The organism is Phenylobacterium sp. LjRoot225 (genome assembly GCF_964252855.1).
Classification (GTDB): domain Bacteria; phylum Pseudomonadota; class Alphaproteobacteria; order Caulobacterales; family Caulobacteraceae; genus Phenylobacterium.
In genome coordinates this window covers 398,522-413,978 of record NZ_CAXUPL020000001.1, presented here as the reverse complement: position 1 = coordinate 413,978, position 15,457 = coordinate 398,522, and the positions used below count along the sequence as shown (strand labels likewise).

Here is a 15,457-nt window from a genome sequence, read left to right as displayed (position 1 = left end):
GCATGAACGGCGGGAAGGTCCCCTCCCCGCCGCCACGCTGGCGCGGCCCCCGAGGGGACCGCACCGCCTTGACCCTAACGGAACAGGCCGAGAAGGATCGACGAGGACTGGTTCGCGATCGACAGGGCCTGGACGCCAAGCTGCTGCTTGGTCTGCAGGGCCTGCAGTTTCGCGCTTTCCTTCGCCAGGTCGGCGTCGACGAGGTTGCCCACGCCGGAGTCGATGGTGTCCTGCAGCTTGCCGACGAAGGTCAGGTGCGAGGCCAGCGACCGCGAGCCCGTGCCCAACTTCGAGAGCGCGCTCGAGACGTTGGTGATCGCGCTGTTGACGATCGTGATCATCGAGGCGGCGGTGGACTGCGCGCCGATCGAGGAGGTCGCGGTGATCCCCCCCAGCGCCGTCGACCCCAGCGACAGGTCCTGGGCCGCCACGGTGATCGTCTGGCTGCCGTCGGCGTTGGCCAAGGCCTTCACCGTCGCGGGATTGCTCGCGGCCGCCTTGACCATGTTGGCGCCGTTGAACTCGGCGTTGTCGACGGCCTTCTGGATCTGATCGCGAAGCGACGTGAAGTCGTCGTTCAGCGCGGTCCGGCTGTTGGTGTCGAGGGTGGTGTCGGAGGCCGCCAACGCCTTCTGCTTCATCTGCAGCAGCAGATCGGAGACGCTTTCCCCGGCGGCCATGGCCACGTCGACCGTTGACTGGCCGCGCTGCAGCGATTCCTTCACCGCGTTCAGCGAGCCGGAGGTCGCGCGCTGGTTCTGGGCGATGGCCCAGATGGCGCCGTTGTCCTTGGCCGAAGCCACCTTCAGGCCGGTGTTGATCCGGTTCTGGGTGGTCGAAAGGTCCATCTGGGTGGAGGTGAGGTTCTGCAGCGCCGCCATGGCGCCGACGTTCGTATTGACGCTATTCAAAGGCATACGACTGTTCCTTTCTCAGGGAGCCGGCGTCGTTTTGACGACCGGGGGCTTTTTGCCCGGCAAAGATTGCAGCAAGGAACAAGCCAACCCGGCAGACTTTGCCGGAACGCGTAACTCATTGATTTTATGTCGTTATAGGTCTGTTATCGACGTTTCGACCCGGCAGTTTCTGCCTAGATTGACCGGACGGACTGCAGATTTTGCCCACCCCGCACGGCAAAAATTACCTGCCACCAGGCAAAAAAAGGGCCGGACATCTCCGCGCGAAGCGAAGTGTCCGGCCCGGAACTGCCCGCCTACCTGAACAGCGACATGATGCTGTTCGGCGCTTGGTTTGCGATGGAGAGGGCTTGAACCCCGAGCTGCTGCTTTGTCTGCAGGGCCTGGAGCTTCGCGCTTTCCTTCGCCAGGTCGGCGTCAACCAGATTGCCAATGCCGCCATCAACCGTGTCCTGCAATTTGCCAATGAACGTCAGATGCGAGCCCAGGGATTTCGACCCCGTGCCGAGCGCCGACAGGGAAGCCGAAACATTGATGATCGCCTGATTGATCGTGGTGATCATCGCAAAGCCTAGCGCCTGAGTTCCAATGGACGACGTGTCGGTCAAAGCCGTCAGCGCGCCGGTGCCCAGATCCATCGGCTGGGCCAGCACCGTAATCACGGCGGTCCCATCCGCGTTCGCAAGAGCCATGATCTGCGTGGCGCCTGTGCCCAGCAGCATGTTCGCGCCGTTGAAGTCGGCGTTGTTCACGGCCTTCCGGATCTGGTCGCGCAACGACACGAAGTCGTCGTTGAGCGCGACGCGGCTGTTCGTGTCGAGGGTGGTGTCCGACGAAGCCAGCGCCTTCTCCTTCATCTGAAGAAGCAGGTCTGAGACGGTCTCCCCCGCGGCCAAGGCCACATCGACGGTCGACTGACCTCGCTGCAGCGATTCCTTCACGGCGTTCAGCGATGAGGAAGTGGCCCGTTGGTTCTGAGCAATCGCCCAGATCGCGCCATTGTCCTTCGCACTCGCCACCCGCAAGCCGGTGTTGATGCGGTTCTGTGTTTCGGACAGCTCCCTGTTGCTCTTGTTCAGGTTCTGGAGCGCCGTCATGGCGCCCACGTTGGTGTTCACTGAATTATACAGCATCGCGTCACATCCATTCTGGAGGGGTTCGGCCAGCTTCGGCTGGCGGGCGATTTTTCGCCGCCGTACGCGTCGCAAGCTCTGGGCCAGATATGGTAAACGACCTACTCGTCTGTTTTTATTAGCTTATCCTCGCCCCGACAGGGTCTCGGCGGCCACGGCGACATGGTTAACACCTGCCGCCCGGCACATGCTGCCCGGCGCCGAACGGAATTTCAGCGCTCGCTTGGCGCGGTGCGACAGGGCCGGATTGTCGCACCCCGAACTTCCGGCTTGCGGCCGGTCTAAACATCGCTCAGATTGGGGTTGCCCTTCCTGGGCGTTTCCTCCCTATGACTGCCGCGCCTTCGGGCGCGGCCTTTTTTTTGGCCGAATGGGTTCACCCGAGATCCCGCTTCGGCCGCCGCCCCGCCGGGGGCGGTCAGGAGACGCCCAACGAAAAAGGCCGCGGCGGGCGCCGCGGCCTTTCTGATGTCTCTGATGGCGCCCGCCCCCTAGGCGGCCGCCGCCTGTCCATTGCCGCGCAGGCCCTGCATGACCATGCGGTTGACCTCGATCAGCGGCTCGATCTCGTCGGTCCGGCGGATCACCTCGCTGGTGTGCTTGCCCACCCAGATGCTCAGCGAGATGATCGAGGCGCGCAGGGCTTCCGGCAGGGCGTTCTCAGGATCCGCGCACGCCGTGCCCAGCACCGACCAGACACGCCGATTCCAATCGAGCGCGTCGATCCGGCCGCGGATATCCGTCGGCTCGCACTTTGCGGCCTCCATGAGGGCCAGCGTGACCTGAGCGAAGAGACGATACTCCGTCTCCCGCGGGGTTTCAGCCCTGGTCGACGCCTGCTGATACGCTTGCAGGGACATTCCCCAACCTTTCGTCTTCGTACTCGATCAGCTTCCGACACAACATGAGCGCCTTGTAGTACTCGCGCTCCATGCAGTACTTCGAAACATCAACGCAGTCGGCGAGAACGTTCGGGTTACCAATAACCCCCATGAACTCGCTCATCCGACGCACGAATTCATCATAATAGCGCTCGGCCCCCGACTCATCGAGGTACATCATCATCACCGGGAAGTAGATTCTCCGCGCCGGCGTATTGGCCTGCTCCTGCTGCATGATGTCCTTCTCGCGAAGGACCGAGGCCTTGTTCTGCAGCACGAGGACGCCGCGACGGTCGCCGTTCTGGACGACCGCACCGTTGAGAACGAACTTCTCCCCAGGCTTGAGCGACAACTTTAACGGCAATCTCGCCTCCCGATTTCAGGCTCGCGAACCGTCATTTCTCGATTCGACTCACACATTGTCGCCTTGTCTTGGGTCGAGCGCACTTCACAACGGTTACCGGGTGACCGTTAACGGCGTCTTGCCCAGCTGCACGATCCGCGACTTAAGGTTTGATTAAACATAAGGGCGCGACCAAGGGACGTACCATCGAGGGGAATCGTCCATGCCGCGTCACGGCCAGCAGAGCGCGACGTCCGTCCAGGCGCTGGCCGCCAGCACGGCCCCGGTCCGGCCCCGCGGGGTCGACATCGCCGACGAGCTCGGCCAGGCGGGCTCAAAGGACGCCCTGGCGCGGCTGAATGCCGCAATGGCCGACATCAGGGCCCTGGCGGTCGCTCCCCTGATCCAGCGCGCCGTGGATGCGATCCGCGACGACGACGCCAAGGCCGCCACCGACTGGTCGCTGAAGGCGCTGGAGAAGGACGATCAGAGCGGCCTTGGCTGGTACACCCTGGGCATTGCGCGAGAGAAGGCCGGCGACTTCGCCTCCTCAGTCAGCGCCTATGAGTCGGCGCTCCGCCTGCTGCCCGACCACGCCGAGGTGGCCAATGACCTCGGCCGACTGGCGTTCCGCATGGGCATGCTCCAGCAGGCCGAGCAGCTGTTCCGCCACTTCCTGGTGCGCCACCCCGGCCACCCCGAGGCGGTGAACAACCTGACCTGCGCGGTGCGCGCCCAGCAGCGCTACCAGGAAGCCATCGAAATCCTCAAGCCCGTGCTGCTCCTGGCGCCGGAAAACGCGATGCTGTGGAACACCATGGGCTCGGTGGTCTCCGAGCAGGGCGACTACGCGACCGCCAAGATGTTCTTCGAGGAGGCCGTTCGGCTCGATCCCGACTTCTTCAAGGCGCGCTACAACCTCGGCAACTGCCTGCTGATGCTGGAGGACACCCCGGGCGCGCTGGAGGCCTGCGACGCCGCCCTCCTCCACGTCCGCGCCGAGGACGAGCGGCAGATGATGCGCATGGCCCGTTCGACCATGCTGGCGACCCTGGGCCGTCTCGGCGAAGCCTGGGACGAATACGAGTGCCGCCTGCACCCGCAGTTCGGCGAAGTCACCTATTTCGTCGTCGACAAGCCGCGCTGGCAGCCCGGCGCGGACGTCAAGGGCAAGACCCTGCTGGTGATCGGCGAACAGGGACTGGGCGACGAGATCCTGTTCGCCAATCCGCTGGGCGACCTGATCGCCGATCTCGGACCCGACGGACGGCTGATCCTCGCCGTCGAACGCCGGCTGGTCCCCCTCTTCCAGCGCGGCTATCCCGAGGTCGAGGTCTGCACCCACGCCACGGGCGCGATCGGCCTGCGACCTGCCCGGATCGTCCCGAGCACGGTCGACATCTCCGGAGTCGACGTCTGGACCCCGATGGCCTCGCTGTTGCGCGCCTACCGCCGCACGGTGGAGGACTTTCCGGCGAACCCGGCCAACATCGCCGCAGATCCCAACCGCGTCGCCGAATGGCGCAAGCGCCTGGCCGAGTTGCCCGGCCGCAAGGTCGGCATCCTGTGGAAGAGCAACATCACCAAGGACGCACGGCACCGCTATTTCGCCGGCTTCGAGGCCTGGGGCCCGGTGCTGAGCCAGTCCGGCGTCACCTTCGTCAATCTGCAGTATGGCGACTGCGCCGAGGAGATCGCCCAGGCCAAGGCGCAGTTCGGCGTCGACATCTGGCAGCCGCCCGGCGTGGACCTGAAGCTCGACCTCGACGAGGTGGCGGCGCTCTGCGGCGCGGTCGATCTGGTGATCGGCTTCTCCAACGCCACCTTCAACATCGCCGCGGCCTGCGGCGCGCCGTCGTGGCTGGTCACCATTCCCGGGGCCTGGCCGAGGCTCGGCCTGCCCGACCGCTACGCCTGGTATCCGCAGGTGCGGGTCTTCTCGCTCGACGCGTTCGGCGACTGGGGACCGGTGATGGGCCGGCTGGCCGAGGCCGTCGGCGAGTTCGCCCACGCCGACTGATCGATCGCCGGACGGTGGAGCCCAAGCGGCCCCTGAACCAGAAGGCGTCTTGGGAATTTGGTCTGCAGGACGAGCCGAAAGGCCGCGCCCAATCGCAGGAGCCAGCCCATGCCCGGAACCGGTTACGAGAGCGAACAGGACTTCGACGCCCAGGATCGGGCCGAGACCTTCGACGAGAGCATGACCGTCGGCGGCGAAGGCGATGTCGCGCTGGGCGGCGAGTCGCCGCTCGAGATCGGCGAAGACATGCGCACCTTCGAGGAAATGCCCGACGTCTATGACGTCACCACCCGCGCAGGCGATCGCGACCCCGACGAGGGTCTGGCGCTCGACGCCGCCGAGTTCGATCCCGACGCCATCGACGACGACGACGCCGAAGCGGACAACGAACTCGACTACGGCGCGGTGGACGCCGAGCACGAAGACGACCTCGACGGCCTGGGCGCAGAGCCCGGCGCAGGCTTCGACGAGGACCAGTTGTCGGCCCGCGACATCGAAGGCCTCGACGAGGTGCGCGACCGCGACGAGGTCTCCGGCGGCGAGGACGACTTCACCAACTTCCAGTCCCGCAACGTCGGCGACGAGGATCTCAAGCGCATGGGCTATTCCGAGACCCGCGACGGCCAGACCCGCGCCAAGCCGGACTGAGCAGAGGCAGACGCGACCCTGCCCGCCCCTGGACAAGCCAAGCGGCTTGCAACCGCCTCTGCGGCCTTTAGTTTGAGCGGCTGAAAACAGTCGTTCGATCGCGGGCCCGCGCGTCCGCCGCGGGAGCCGCAATGAGTCAGCGTTTCGAGGGCACCGACAACTATGTCGTGACCGATGACCTCAAGGTCGCCGTCAACGCGGCGATCGCGCTCGAGCGGCCGCTGCTGATCAAGGGCGAGCCCGGCACCGGCAAGACGGTGCTGGCCGAGGAGATCTCCCGAGCGCTCGGCGCGCCGCTGATCACCTGGCACGTCAAGTCGACCACCAAGGCGGTCCAGGGACTCTACGAGTACGACGCCGTCTCGCGCCTGCGCGACAGCCAGCTGGGCGAGGAGCGGGTCAAGGACGTCCGCAACTACATCCGCAAGGGCAAGCTCTGGGAGGCCTTCGAGGCGCCCGTCCGTCCCGTGCTGCTGATCGACGAGATCGACAAGGCCGACATCGAGTTTCCGAACGACCTGCTGCAGGAACTCGATCGGATGGAGTTCTTCGTCTACGAGACCAACGAGACCATCAAGGCCGCCGTCCGGCCGATCATCATCATCACCTCGAACAACGAGAAGGAGCTGCCGGACGCCTTCCTGCGCCGCTGCTTCTTCCACTACATCAGCTTCCCGGACGCCGAGACGATGAACGAGATCGTCGAGGTCCACTATCCGGGCATCAAGCAGAAACTGGTCTCCGAGGCGCTGCGGATCTTCTACGACATGCGCAAGGTGCCGGGCCTGAAGAAGAAGCCCTCGACCTCGGAGCTGCTCGACTGGCTGAAGCTGCTGATGGTCGAGGACGTCGGCGTCGAGGTGCTGAGCGAGAGCGATCCGACCAAACTCATTCCGCCGCTGCACGGCGCGCTGCTGAAGAACGAGCAGGACGTCCACCTGTTCGAGCGGCTGGCCTTCCTGGCGCGGCGCGACACCGTCCTGCGCCCGGGACAGTGACCGCCCCGGTCCAGACCGCTGCGGCCCAGTCCGCTTCGGCCCAGTCCGCTTCGGCCTGAGCCGGCTTACGGCGAATTCACTCGCCTCGAACTGCGCTCCCGGCCAGATTCCCCGCGAACGCGCCGGAGTCGTCTCCCACATGAAGTCCCTGCACCTGGCGTTCCTGGCGACGGCGGCGGTTTCGGTCGCGGGCTGCAATCGGCCGGCCGACGCGACGCTGCGCACCGCGCTTGACTGTCCGCCGAGCCAGGGAGACCTGACCCGCACCGGCCTCTCCGCCGACCGGCGGACCTGCACCTATGTCAGCGCCAAGGGCGACCAGGTCTCGCTGCGCCTGCTCCCCGTCTCGACCACGCCGGACGCCGCGCTGCGGCCTGTCGAAGCGGAGCTCCGGTCGCTGATCCCGCCGACCACGCTGCCCAGGGCCGCGAGGGCGGCCTCCGGCGGCGGAAACGAGGCCGGCGACAGCGACGAGGGCGACGGCCACCAAGCACGCGTCTCGCTGCCCGGGATCCATATCAACGCCCAGGGCGACAAGGCCGAGGTCAAGATCGGCTCGCTGCACGTCGACGCCCATGACGGCGGAGCGGTGGTCCGCGAAAGCCATGACGTGCGGCTGCGCGGCCAGGCCCTGGCCTTCAAGCGCCGCGGCTATCGCGCCCTCTACATCGTCGCGCGCGGCGACCTCCCCGGCGGCATGACCTCGGTCGGCTACGAAGCGGGCGGCCCCCGCAAGGGCCCCCTCGCCGTCGCGGTCGTGCGGATGAAGAGCCACGGCGACGACATCTACAGGGACGTCCGCCGTCTGGTGCGCCGCAACGCCGGGATCTGACGCGGCGCACCGCCTCCGCCGGCGGCCGTCACAATTATGACGGGAATCAGGCAAACGTGACTATGCAGAGTCGCATTTGACCCCCTAGACCTTGTCGCGAGGGAGGCCGCGGGCGGTCATCGCCGGCGCAATGTCCAGACATCCTCATCGTTCACCCGCCGACCAGCGGGTTGGCCGACTCACGTCTGGGTCATGGGAGGACAGCATGGCAGTGTTCACCGGCGGCGCGGGCGCCGACAGCTTCTATGGCACCACGGGCGCCGACACCCTCTCCGGCCTGGGCGGGGCGGACAGCCTGGTCGGCGGCGGCGGCGCCAACCTGGTCAAGGGCGGCGAAGGAAACGACGCCCTCACCACCACCTGGGGCGTCGACACCATCGACGGCGGCGCCGGGATCGATTCCTGGACGGGATTGCGCGGCCCGGCGACCGCGAACCTGACCTTCACCTACGACGGAGCCGCCGGCAGCGGCAGCCTGACCGGGGGGACCACGCTCAGCAACATCGAGATCGTCAACCTGACCACCGGCAGCGGGAACGACGACATTACGATCAAGAACCCGCTGAATTCGCTCCTTCTGCGCTCCAGCGTCGACGGCGGCGCCGGAACCGACAAATTGACCATCGACAACTCCGGCTCAGCGGTGGACAGCCGGATGGACGTCTTTGTGGACGGCGGAACGCTCGATGGGGACTTCAGCACCCAGTACGGCGTCAACGGCCTCGCGTTCCAGAACCTCGAGCGACTGAACATCAAGTTCGGCAGCGGCTCAGACCGCGCCTTCATCCACGATTCGCCGTTCACGGCCGGCGCCCAGCTGACGCTTGACGGCGGCGCTGGCGACGACCTGCTGAGTCTCCATCTTGGCCCGCTCCCGGGAACGATCTTTGATGTTTCGGGAGGCGCGCCGGTGACCAACGTCCCCGGATTGTCCTTCACGAATTTCGAGCGGTATTCCATCTCCGTCGGCGGCGGCGGCGACTATGTCGCCCTCAGCGGCGGTGACGACCTGCTCACCAGCGGGCCTGGCCCCGGCGCCGACACGCTTGATGGCGGTGGAGGCTCCGACAAAATCACCAGCTACATGAACGATAATCTTCTGAAGGGCGGCGCGGGCGACGACATCATCGACTCCATAAGCAGCTCCCCAACGCCCGGCGCCGACACCGTGGACGGCGGCGCAGGCGACGACACCTGGAATTTTGAATATTTCAGCTCTGCTGACATGACCTTCGTCTACGACGCCGCCAGCGGAACCGGCAGCCTCACAGGCGGCACGACGCTCACGAGCATCGAACACGCAAGCGTATTCACCGGGTCGGGCGACGACGATGTAACCATCAACAACGCGCCCTATAATCTCGCTGGCGGGTATTATAGCGGCGGCGAAGGCTTCGATACGCTCACGGTCAATGGGATAGACGTCTCCCCCGACACCTTGACCACGATTGACTCCGGCGACCGTGGCGGCCTGGCGGGGACTTTCGACGACGGCAGTTACTACTGGTTCAACGGATACGAAGCCGTGAAGCTCGCCTTAAGCTCGACGGACGAGACCATCCGCGTCAACGCCTTAGCTTTGACGTCGGGAAACAGCCTTACGATCGACGGCGGCGCCGGCGACAACACGCTGGCTGTCTACCTCGGCATCGGCAGCCCCGGCGGCATGACGTTCAAGGTCGTCGGCGACACCCTGACCAGCAATGTGCCCGGCCTGACGGCGCTCAACTTCAAGACCTATTCTCTCGACCTGGCGGGCGCCGACAGCAGCCAGGTGATCGGCGGCGCCGGCGACGACACGGTCGTGGGCGGCGACGGCGATGACACCATCGAAGGCGGCGCCGGGAACGACGTCCTCGACGGCGCCGGCGGGGCCGACATGCTCAGCTACTACCACGCCACGGCCGGGGTGACCGTCAACCTGACCTTGGCCGCCGCCCAGAACACCGGCGGGGCCGGGATCGACACGCTGAGCGACTTCCAGGATCTGCACGGCTCCCAGTACGGCGACACCCTGCGCGCCGGGGCCGGCGCCCACACGGTCGAGGCCTTCGGAGGCTCCGATCTGATCTATATCGACACCGGCTCCTCCGGCCTCTACGACGGCGGCGCCAGCGTCGACATCCTGTCGTTCGCCAACTCGACCCTGGGCGTGACCGCCTCGCTCGCGGTGACCACCAGCCAGGCGACCGGCATCGGGTCGATGACGCTGCTCAACTTCGAGCTGGTCACGGGATCCGCCTACGCCGACAGCCTGACCGGCAGCAGTGCGATCAACACCCTGACCGGCGGCGGCGGGGCCGACACGCTCGCCGGCGGCGCGGCCGCCGACGCCTTCCGCTACCTGCAGGCCGGCGACTCCACCATCGCCGCCGCGGACCTGATCACCGACTTCCACCAGGGGACCGACAAGATCAGCCTGACCGCCGTCCGCACCGGCGCGAGCGACAGCTACGCGATCTCCACCGTCGGCCCGAACACCCAGCTCGACGTCGACCTGCACGGGGATGGGTCGATCGACATGCGGATCCTGCTCGTCGGCCAGAGCGTGCTCACCAGTTCGGACCTGATCTGGTGAGCTAGCAGGCGGCGGCGCTAGCGCGCCGCCGCCTGCTTCACCTCGACCACCTTATAGGTGAGCGGCCGGCCGTCCTCATCGGTCACGGTGACATATTCCCCCACCGCGAAACGGTGCGTGCCCAGCCGGTGCACCGGCTCATCGTCGGCGGCGTCCTCCGCGTCGTAGTCGAAGAACCAGCGCTGGCCACGACGGTTCAGGCGCCCATCGACCGGATCCTCGTCGGGGGCGAAGCGGCGCACGGTGCAATTGGCGCGGGTCTTCGAGAAGGCCCCCTCGTCCAGGTGGCCGTCGTCGGTCAGAGGCGCCGTCAGCGTGTAGCCGCGATGGTCGTCGCCGCCGGCGAACTCTGTGCCAGGGTTGCGGGCGAGCCGCATGACGATCCGCGACAGGTTCATTTTCACACCCTTAGTCAAACTCAATGAGAGAGAAACAGCGATGGCCCGGCGGAGTTCAGGAGGGTCCTCGTGGTCCCGCCGAAAATGAATTCCTGGAGCCTCGGATGGCCGAAGGCGCCAGCGACCAGGATATCAGCCCTGGCCCGCGTGGTCGCCTCCAGCAGAGCATGGCCGACGTCGCTGCTGTCCGGCAAGAGCTCGATCTCGGCCTTCACCCCGCGCTGGGCGTAGTAGGCCTGCAGCAACGCCGGATCGAAGCGCCGGTTGCTGGCCTGGGGCGCGGAGACGATGATCACGCGCCCCGCCTTCTCCAGCAGCGGGGTCGCGAGCCGCGCAGCTCGCGAGGCCTCCTTGCCGCCGTCCCAGGCGACCATGACGCAGCCGGCGGCCTTGAAGCCTGGCCGCACGATCAGCACCGGACGCTGCTCGCCGGCGATCATCTGCCGGAAGTGATCCGCAAGCGCCCCGCGGCCACGCGCGGTCTCGTCGAGGAAGACCACGACGTCCGAAAGCCTTCCCTCCGCGCAGAGCCCGGCCCAAACTGGACTTTGCAGGCTGACAAAACGCCGGTTCCAGTAGCCGCAGCCCTCCAGCGCGCCGCGGGCGCGCCCTTCGCCGATGGCGGTGGCTTTCGCCAGGGTCTCCAGGGCGCTCGCCTGCACGCCGCCCATGAAGTCCTCGCCCATCCAGGGCATGACGTCCGCCGCGTCGATCGGCGCGAAGACCCCGGCGACCTCGGCGCCGAACGGCTCGGCCAGAATCGCTGCGGCGGCCAGGACCGCTGCATCTTCCTGCCCGCCCGAAAGCGGCGTCATGATCCGCGCCCAACTCATTGCATCGTCTCCTCGCCGCCTATCCATTGAACACTAGCTTCCGCCCCCGCATTGATCTTTCGCAGATGATCCTCCAGTGACGACTTGACCGTGAAAGGAATGCGCAGGTGACGAAAGGGCTGCGTCGTACCGCGAGCGCGCCGCGAGCCTGGCAGCGAATGCTGTCCGGTCGCCGGCTGGATCTGCTCGATCCATCTCCGATGGACATCGAGATCGAGGACATCGCCCACGGCCTGGCCCGGGTGGCGCGCTGGAATGGCCAGACCACCGGCCAGCACGCCTTCTCGGTGGCCCAGCATTCGGTGGTGGTCGAGGAGATCGTCGCCCACGTCCGGCCCGACGTCGAGCCGCGGTGGCGGCTCGCGGCCCTGCTCCACGACGCCTCGGAATATGTGATCGGCGACATGATCTCGCCGTTCAAGGCCGCCCTGGGCGTCGACTACCGCACCTTCGAGGACCGGCTGGAGGCCGCGATCCACATCCGCTTCGGCCTGCCGGCCAAGGCGCCCGTCGCGATCAAGAAGCTGATCAAGCAGGCCGACCGCGCCTGCGCCTTCTTCGAGGCGACCGAGCTCGCCGGCTTCAAGCGCGCCGAGGCGCTGGAGCTGTTCGGCGCGCCGCCCGAGGGCTACAGCCTGACCGTCGAACCCTGGCCTGCCCAGCTCGCGCAGACGCGATATGTGCAGCGCTTTCACCTGCTGTCGGAGGCGGCCGGCTATTCGCCCGCCCCCGCCGCCTTCGATACGGAGTAGCCTTGCCGAATTCGGTGGTCATCGGGCTGTCGGCGGTGGTCGTGGCGATCCGCGAGGGCGAGGCCGTGGTGCTGACCGTGCGCCCCCGTGGCCCGGAATTTAAGGGCCAGCAGGTCCAGGGCCTGCCCTTCGGTCCCTTCGATCCGGCCGGCCACCGCACCTTCGAGTTGGCGCTCCGCGCCTTCGTGACCGAGCAGACCCGTTTCAACCTGGGCTATGTCGAGCAGCTCTACACCTTCGGCGACAAGGGCCGCGACGCGCCCCTGGCCGACATGGGCGAAGGGCCCGGCGACGGCGCCTCGCGGGTGATCTCGGTGGGCTATCTTGCCCTCGCGCCGGCCGCCCTTGAGCGCCATACGCCGGATTCCGACTGGCAGCCCTGGTCGCGCTTCTTTCCCTGGGAAGACTGGCGCGAGGGCCGTCCGAGCGCGCTTGGGCCCATCGAAGAGGCCTTGCGCCGCTGGGCGGACGGCGACGCCCAGCGGCTGTCGCGCGCGCGCCTGATGTTCGCCCTCGACGGCGCGACCTGGAACGAGGAGCGGGTGCTGGAGCGCTACGAGCTGCTCTACGAGGCGGGCCTGGCGCACGAGGCCGCCCGCGACCGCGGCGAACACCCGCTGGACCAGCCGGAGCGCCTGAAGGCGGCGCTCGGCGAGCCGATGATCTCCGACCACCGGCGGATCCTGGCGACCGCGCTGTCCCGCCTGCGCGGCAAGCTGAAGTACCGTCCGGTGGTGTTCGAACTGATGCCGGAGGCCTTCACCCTCTCGGCCCTGCAGCGGGCCGTGGAGGCCATCGTCGGCGCGCCCCTGCACAAGCAGAACTTCCGCCGCGCGTTGGAGCGCGCCGAACTGGTCCAGGGCCTGGGGCGGCTGGAGACCGACACCGGCGGACGCCCCGCCGAACTCTTCCGCTTCCGGCGAGAGGCGCTGCGCGCCCGGCCGGTCTCCGGCCTGACCATTCCGCTGGTGCGGGACTAGGTCCCTTGCATGCAAAAGCCCTCCCGGATCGGGAGGGCTTCGCTGTTCCTGATGGAGGAGCGCCTAGAACTTGCGGTTGTAGGCCACGGCCAGGACGTCGGCGTGGCCGTCGCCGCCCTCGAACTCGTAGCGCGTGTAGTCGGCGCGGATGCCGTTCAGCCCGTCGATATTGTACTGGGCGCCGCCGCCGAAGTTCCACGACTGCTGATTGTCCGAGGCCGAGACCCCGCCAGATGAGGTGCGGATCCGCGTGTTGCCGTAGCCGACCCGGCCGATCAGATCCCACTGCGGGGTCAACGGCAGGAAGCCCACGCCGTAAATCGCTTCCTGGTGCTTCAGCTTGACCTTGGCGTCGACGCCCGGCGCGATGCTCACCTCGTCGCTGCCGAGACCGCCGGAAAGTTCACCTTCGACCCCGAACCAGTTGTTCACGCGATATCCGATCCGTCCTTGGATCGTGTCAAGATCAGCGTCGCCCGGACTCGAATGCGCATAACCGAGGTTTGCGTAAACACCCGTTGTTGGCGCGACCTGGTCTTGTGCAAAAGCAGGGGCCGCAATGGCAGCGACAGCGACAGTGGCCACAGCGATGAGAGATTTCATTGATTGTACTCCAACACTCGAACTGAGCAGCTGCCCCCAGCCGCATCTTACTTCGGGGCCAAACGCGGCGTTACAAGGTCGGTTCAGTGACTCGTCGGTGAGGCTGCGGCCGCTGTTGCCATTTCGCCACAGCGACCGCGGGCGGTCTCAGCTCCAGTCGACATCCGGCCGCACCTTCCAGGCGCGCGCCGCCTCGCGGATGTCCTGTAGGTTCACCGGGTCGCTGAGCGGGTCCTGGTCCAGCCGGGTGACGCGCTTCAGGCGGCGCTGCCAGCGCCTGAGTTCGGCGCAATAGGCCCAGACCGGGGATCTGCGCAGGTCTCCGCGGTCCTCGACCAGGTCGCAGAGGCCGTTGTGCACCCAGATCCCCTTGCCCCAGTCCGGCATGTCGACGGCCGGGAAGAGGCAGAGGCCGTGCAGATCCACCCCGCGGTCGACCGCCGCGAGCGCTTCCTGGACGACGTCGCAGAGCCAGTCGGCGCGCCCCGAGTCCAGACCGCTGGTCTCGCCGACGATCATCGGCCGGCGATAGCGCTCGTAGGCGAAGATCAGCAGCTCGCACAGCGACACGATGCGGTCATCGCCCGGCGGCAGCGCCGCATGCGGCCCCTGCTCGCGGTACTCCATCTGACCGAAGGAGTAGCAGTTGACGCCCACCACATCGAGGATGTCGGGGGCGCCGCCCAGTTCGGGATGGCGCTTCCCGCCAATGACGTCCCAGGCCAGGAAGGTGTCGTCATAGGTCTCGCGCCAGGCGACGGGCGCCAGGTCCGGCCGATCGCGTGGGGCCACCACGTTCACCAGCGGATCGATGTGGATCATCCGCGCCTGCGGATCCACCCGCCGGATCGCCTGCACGGCGGCGATGTCCGCCTCGCAGAGCTTCAACCGGAAATCGAACCGCGTCTGCCGCGAGGTTCCATAGGGCGCGGCCCAACCCCACTCCCCGGCCATGTAGGCGAAGAAGGTGATCTCATTGATGGGCGTGAAATAGTTCGGCCCGCGCAGGCGCGGGATCACATGTTCGGCGGTCGCCTGGGCATAGTCCGCGAAGCGCCGGACGAAGTCGGGTCCGAAGGGGTCCAGGCCATCCGGATAGCCATAGTGGCAGAGGTCCCAGATCGGCAGGACGTGCTGGGCGTGCATCGCCTCGAGCAGCGGCTCCAGCGGGCTGAAGTCGTAACGTCCCCCGCCCTTGTCGATCAGCGGCCAGGGCGCGCCTTCGCGCGCGACCCCGATGCCGAGGTGGCGCAGGAAGGCGTAATCCTCCTGGGCGTGCTCCAGGTGCCGGGTCTCGGCCGCGAGGTTCCGTCGGCCGGCGTGCTGCCAGTCGAAGGTGGAGCACTCGAAGCCCGACAGAAAAAAGGTCGGAAAGATGCTTTCCGCGGCCAGCATGTGCGCCTAACCGCCGAAGCTGAACAGTGTTCCAGCCCGCCGTCCGCACGCGGCCGACGGCTGCCCCGGCGGATGCAGTCTTCCGACGCTTTTCAGCGACTTGGCTTCGGCGATCACGATTCCGCACACACGTTCACGGCGGCTCT

At 66.9% G+C, this 15,457-nt stretch carries 15 protein-coding genes; 7 read left to right on the top strand and 8 right to left on the bottom strand.

Going from position 1 to position 15,457, the window contains the following annotated elements; translation table 11 throughout:
• Positions 1-74 precede the first annotated feature (74 nt).
• The 4 genes from ACSQ2B_RS02025 to flbT all read right to left on the bottom strand — a co-directional run bounded on the left by ACSQ2B_RS02025 (position 75) and on the right by flbT (position 3,295).
• Complete coding sequence (locus tag ACSQ2B_RS02025) at positions 75-917, bottom strand: flagellin (RefSeq protein ID WP_436046887.1); 843 nt, start codon at positions 915-917, stop codon at positions 75-77.
• A gap of 296 nt (positions 918-1,213) precedes the next feature.
• Positions 1,214-2,050, bottom strand: a complete 837-nt coding sequence (locus ACSQ2B_RS02020; RefSeq protein ID WP_436046885.1) for a flagellin — start codon at positions 2,048-2,050, stop codon at positions 1,214-1,216.
• 491 nt (positions 2,051-2,541) lie between these two features.
• Positions 2,542-2,910, bottom strand: a complete 369-nt coding sequence (gene flaF, locus ACSQ2B_RS02015; RefSeq protein ID WP_436046883.1) for a flagellar biosynthesis regulator FlaF — start codon at positions 2,908-2,910, stop codon at positions 2,542-2,544.
• Complete coding sequence (gene flbT / locus ACSQ2B_RS02010; protein WP_436046881.1) at positions 2,870-3,295, bottom strand: flagellar biosynthesis repressor FlbT; 426 nt, start codon at positions 3,293-3,295, stop codon at positions 2,870-2,872. Before flbT ends, flaF begins: the two co-directional genes overlap by 41 nt.
• Positions 3,296-3,497: 202 nt before the next feature.
• Between flbT and ACSQ2B_RS02005 the strand changes: the two genes are divergently transcribed.
• The 5 genes from ACSQ2B_RS02005 to ACSQ2B_RS01985 all read left to right on the top strand — a co-directional run bounded on the left by ACSQ2B_RS02005 (position 3,498) and on the right by ACSQ2B_RS01985 (position 10,350).
• Positions 3,498-5,294, top strand: a complete 1,797-nt coding sequence (locus ACSQ2B_RS02005) for a tetratricopeptide repeat protein (protein ID WP_436046879.1) — start codon at positions 3,498-3,500, stop codon at positions 5,292-5,294.
• A gap of 108 nt (positions 5,295-5,402) precedes the next feature.
• The gene (locus tag ACSQ2B_RS02000) at positions 5,403-5,942 is read left to right on the top strand and encodes a hypothetical protein (RefSeq protein ID WP_436046877.1); all 540 of its coding nucleotides are present in this window, start codon (positions 5,403-5,405) and stop codon (positions 5,940-5,942) included.
• Positions 5,943-6,073: 131 nt separating this feature from the next.
• Complete coding sequence (locus tag ACSQ2B_RS01995) at positions 6,074-6,940, top strand: AAA family ATPase (protein WP_436046875.1); 867 nt, start codon at positions 6,074-6,076, stop codon at positions 6,938-6,940.
• A 139-nt stretch (positions 6,941-7,079) separates the two neighbouring features.
• Positions 7,080-7,772: a hypothetical protein gene (locus tag ACSQ2B_RS01990; RefSeq protein WP_436046873.1), complete on the top strand. Its 693-nt coding sequence runs from the start codon at positions 7,080-7,082 to the stop codon at positions 7,770-7,772.
• Between the two features lie 205 nt (positions 7,773-7,977).
• Positions 7,978-10,350 (top strand): beta strand repeat-containing protein, encoded by a 2,373-nt coding sequence (locus ACSQ2B_RS01985; protein WP_436046872.1) that lies wholly within the window; start codon positions 7,978-7,980, stop codon positions 10,348-10,350.
• Positions 10,351-10,367: 17 nt separating this feature from the next.
• On the opposite strand, the gene ACSQ2B_RS01980 is transcribed toward ACSQ2B_RS01985, so the two are convergent.
• Both ACSQ2B_RS01980 and ACSQ2B_RS01975 read right to left on the bottom strand, forming a co-directional pair.
• Positions 10,368-10,748 carry a hypothetical protein gene (locus tag ACSQ2B_RS01980; protein ID WP_436046870.1) on the bottom strand — a complete coding sequence of 127 codons (381 nt, stop codon included), beginning with the start codon at positions 10,746-10,748 and terminating at the stop codon, positions 10,368-10,370.
• Positions 10,749-10,768: 20 nt separating this feature from the next.
• Complete coding sequence (locus tag ACSQ2B_RS01975; protein WP_436046868.1) at positions 10,769-11,581, bottom strand: universal stress protein; 813 nt, start codon at positions 11,579-11,581, stop codon at positions 10,769-10,771.
• A gap of 107 nt (positions 11,582-11,688) precedes the next feature.
• Here ACSQ2B_RS01975 and ACSQ2B_RS01970 point away from each other — a divergent pair, with 107 nt between their 5' ends.
• Positions 11,689-12,333, top strand: coding sequence for an HD family hydrolase (locus ACSQ2B_RS01970; protein WP_436046867.1), 645 nt, complete (start codon positions 11,689-11,691; stop codon positions 12,331-12,333).
• A 2-nt stretch (positions 12,334-12,335) separates the two neighbouring features.
• On the top strand, positions 12,336-13,313 hold the full coding sequence (locus ACSQ2B_RS01965; protein ID WP_436046865.1) for an NUDIX hydrolase: 978 nt from the start codon (positions 12,336-12,338) through the stop codon (positions 13,311-13,313).
• 63 nt (positions 13,314-13,376) lie between these two features.
• On the opposite strand, the gene ACSQ2B_RS01960 is transcribed toward ACSQ2B_RS01965, so the two are convergent.
• Both ACSQ2B_RS01960 and ACSQ2B_RS01955 read right to left on the bottom strand, forming a co-directional pair.
• The gene (locus ACSQ2B_RS01960; RefSeq protein ID WP_436046864.1) at positions 13,377-13,916 is read right to left on the bottom strand and encodes a porin family protein; all 540 of its coding nucleotides are present in this window, start codon (positions 13,914-13,916) and stop codon (positions 13,377-13,379) included.
• A gap of 147 nt (positions 13,917-14,063) precedes the next feature.
• Entirely contained in the window at positions 14,064-15,311 is a 1,248-nt protein-coding gene (locus ACSQ2B_RS01955) for a hypothetical protein (RefSeq protein ID WP_436046863.1), read from the bottom strand.
• Positions 15,312-15,457 lie beyond the last annotated feature (146 nt).

Coding starts and splice junctions, on each gene's coding strand:
- ACSQ2B_RS01955 (WP_436046863.1), bottom strand. CDS start 15,311: ATGCTGGCCGCGGAAAGCATCTTTCCGACCTTTTTTCTGTCGGGCTTC.
- ACSQ2B_RS02020 (WP_436046885.1), bottom strand. CDS start 2,050: ATGCTGTATAATTCAGTGAACACCAACGTGGGCGCCATGACGGCGCTC.
- ACSQ2B_RS01975 (WP_436046868.1), bottom strand. CDS start 11,581: ATGAGTTGGGCGCGGATCATGACGCCGCTTTCGGGCGGGCAGGAAGAT.
- ACSQ2B_RS02000 (WP_436046877.1), top strand. CDS start 5,403: ATGCCCGGAACCGGTTACGAGAGCGAACAGGACTTCGACGCCCAGGAT.
- ACSQ2B_RS01985 (WP_436046872.1), top strand. CDS start 7,978: ATGGCAGTGTTCACCGGCGGCGCGGGCGCCGACAGCTTCTATGGCACC.
- ACSQ2B_RS01990 (WP_436046873.1), top strand. CDS start 7,080: ATGAAGTCCCTGCACCTGGCGTTCCTGGCGACGGCGGCGGTTTCGGTC.
- flaF (WP_436046883.1), bottom strand. CDS start 2,910: ATGTCCCTGCAAGCGTATCAGCAGGCGTCGACCAGGGCTGAAACCCCG.
- ACSQ2B_RS01960 (WP_436046864.1), bottom strand. CDS start 13,916: ATGAAATCTCTCATCGCTGTGGCCACTGTCGCTGTCGCTGCCATTGCG.
- ACSQ2B_RS01980 (WP_436046870.1), bottom strand. CDS start 10,748: ATGAACCTGTCGCGGATCGTCATGCGGCTCGCCCGCAACCCTGGCACA.
- ACSQ2B_RS02025 (WP_436046887.1), bottom strand. CDS start 917: ATGCCTTTGAATAGCGTCAATACGAACGTCGGCGCCATGGCGGCGCTG.
- ACSQ2B_RS01995 (WP_436046875.1), top strand. CDS start 6,074: ATGAGTCAGCGTTTCGAGGGCACCGACAACTATGTCGTGACCGATGAC.
- ACSQ2B_RS02005 (WP_436046879.1), top strand. CDS start 3,498: ATGCCGCGTCACGGCCAGCAGAGCGCGACGTCCGTCCAGGCGCTGGCC.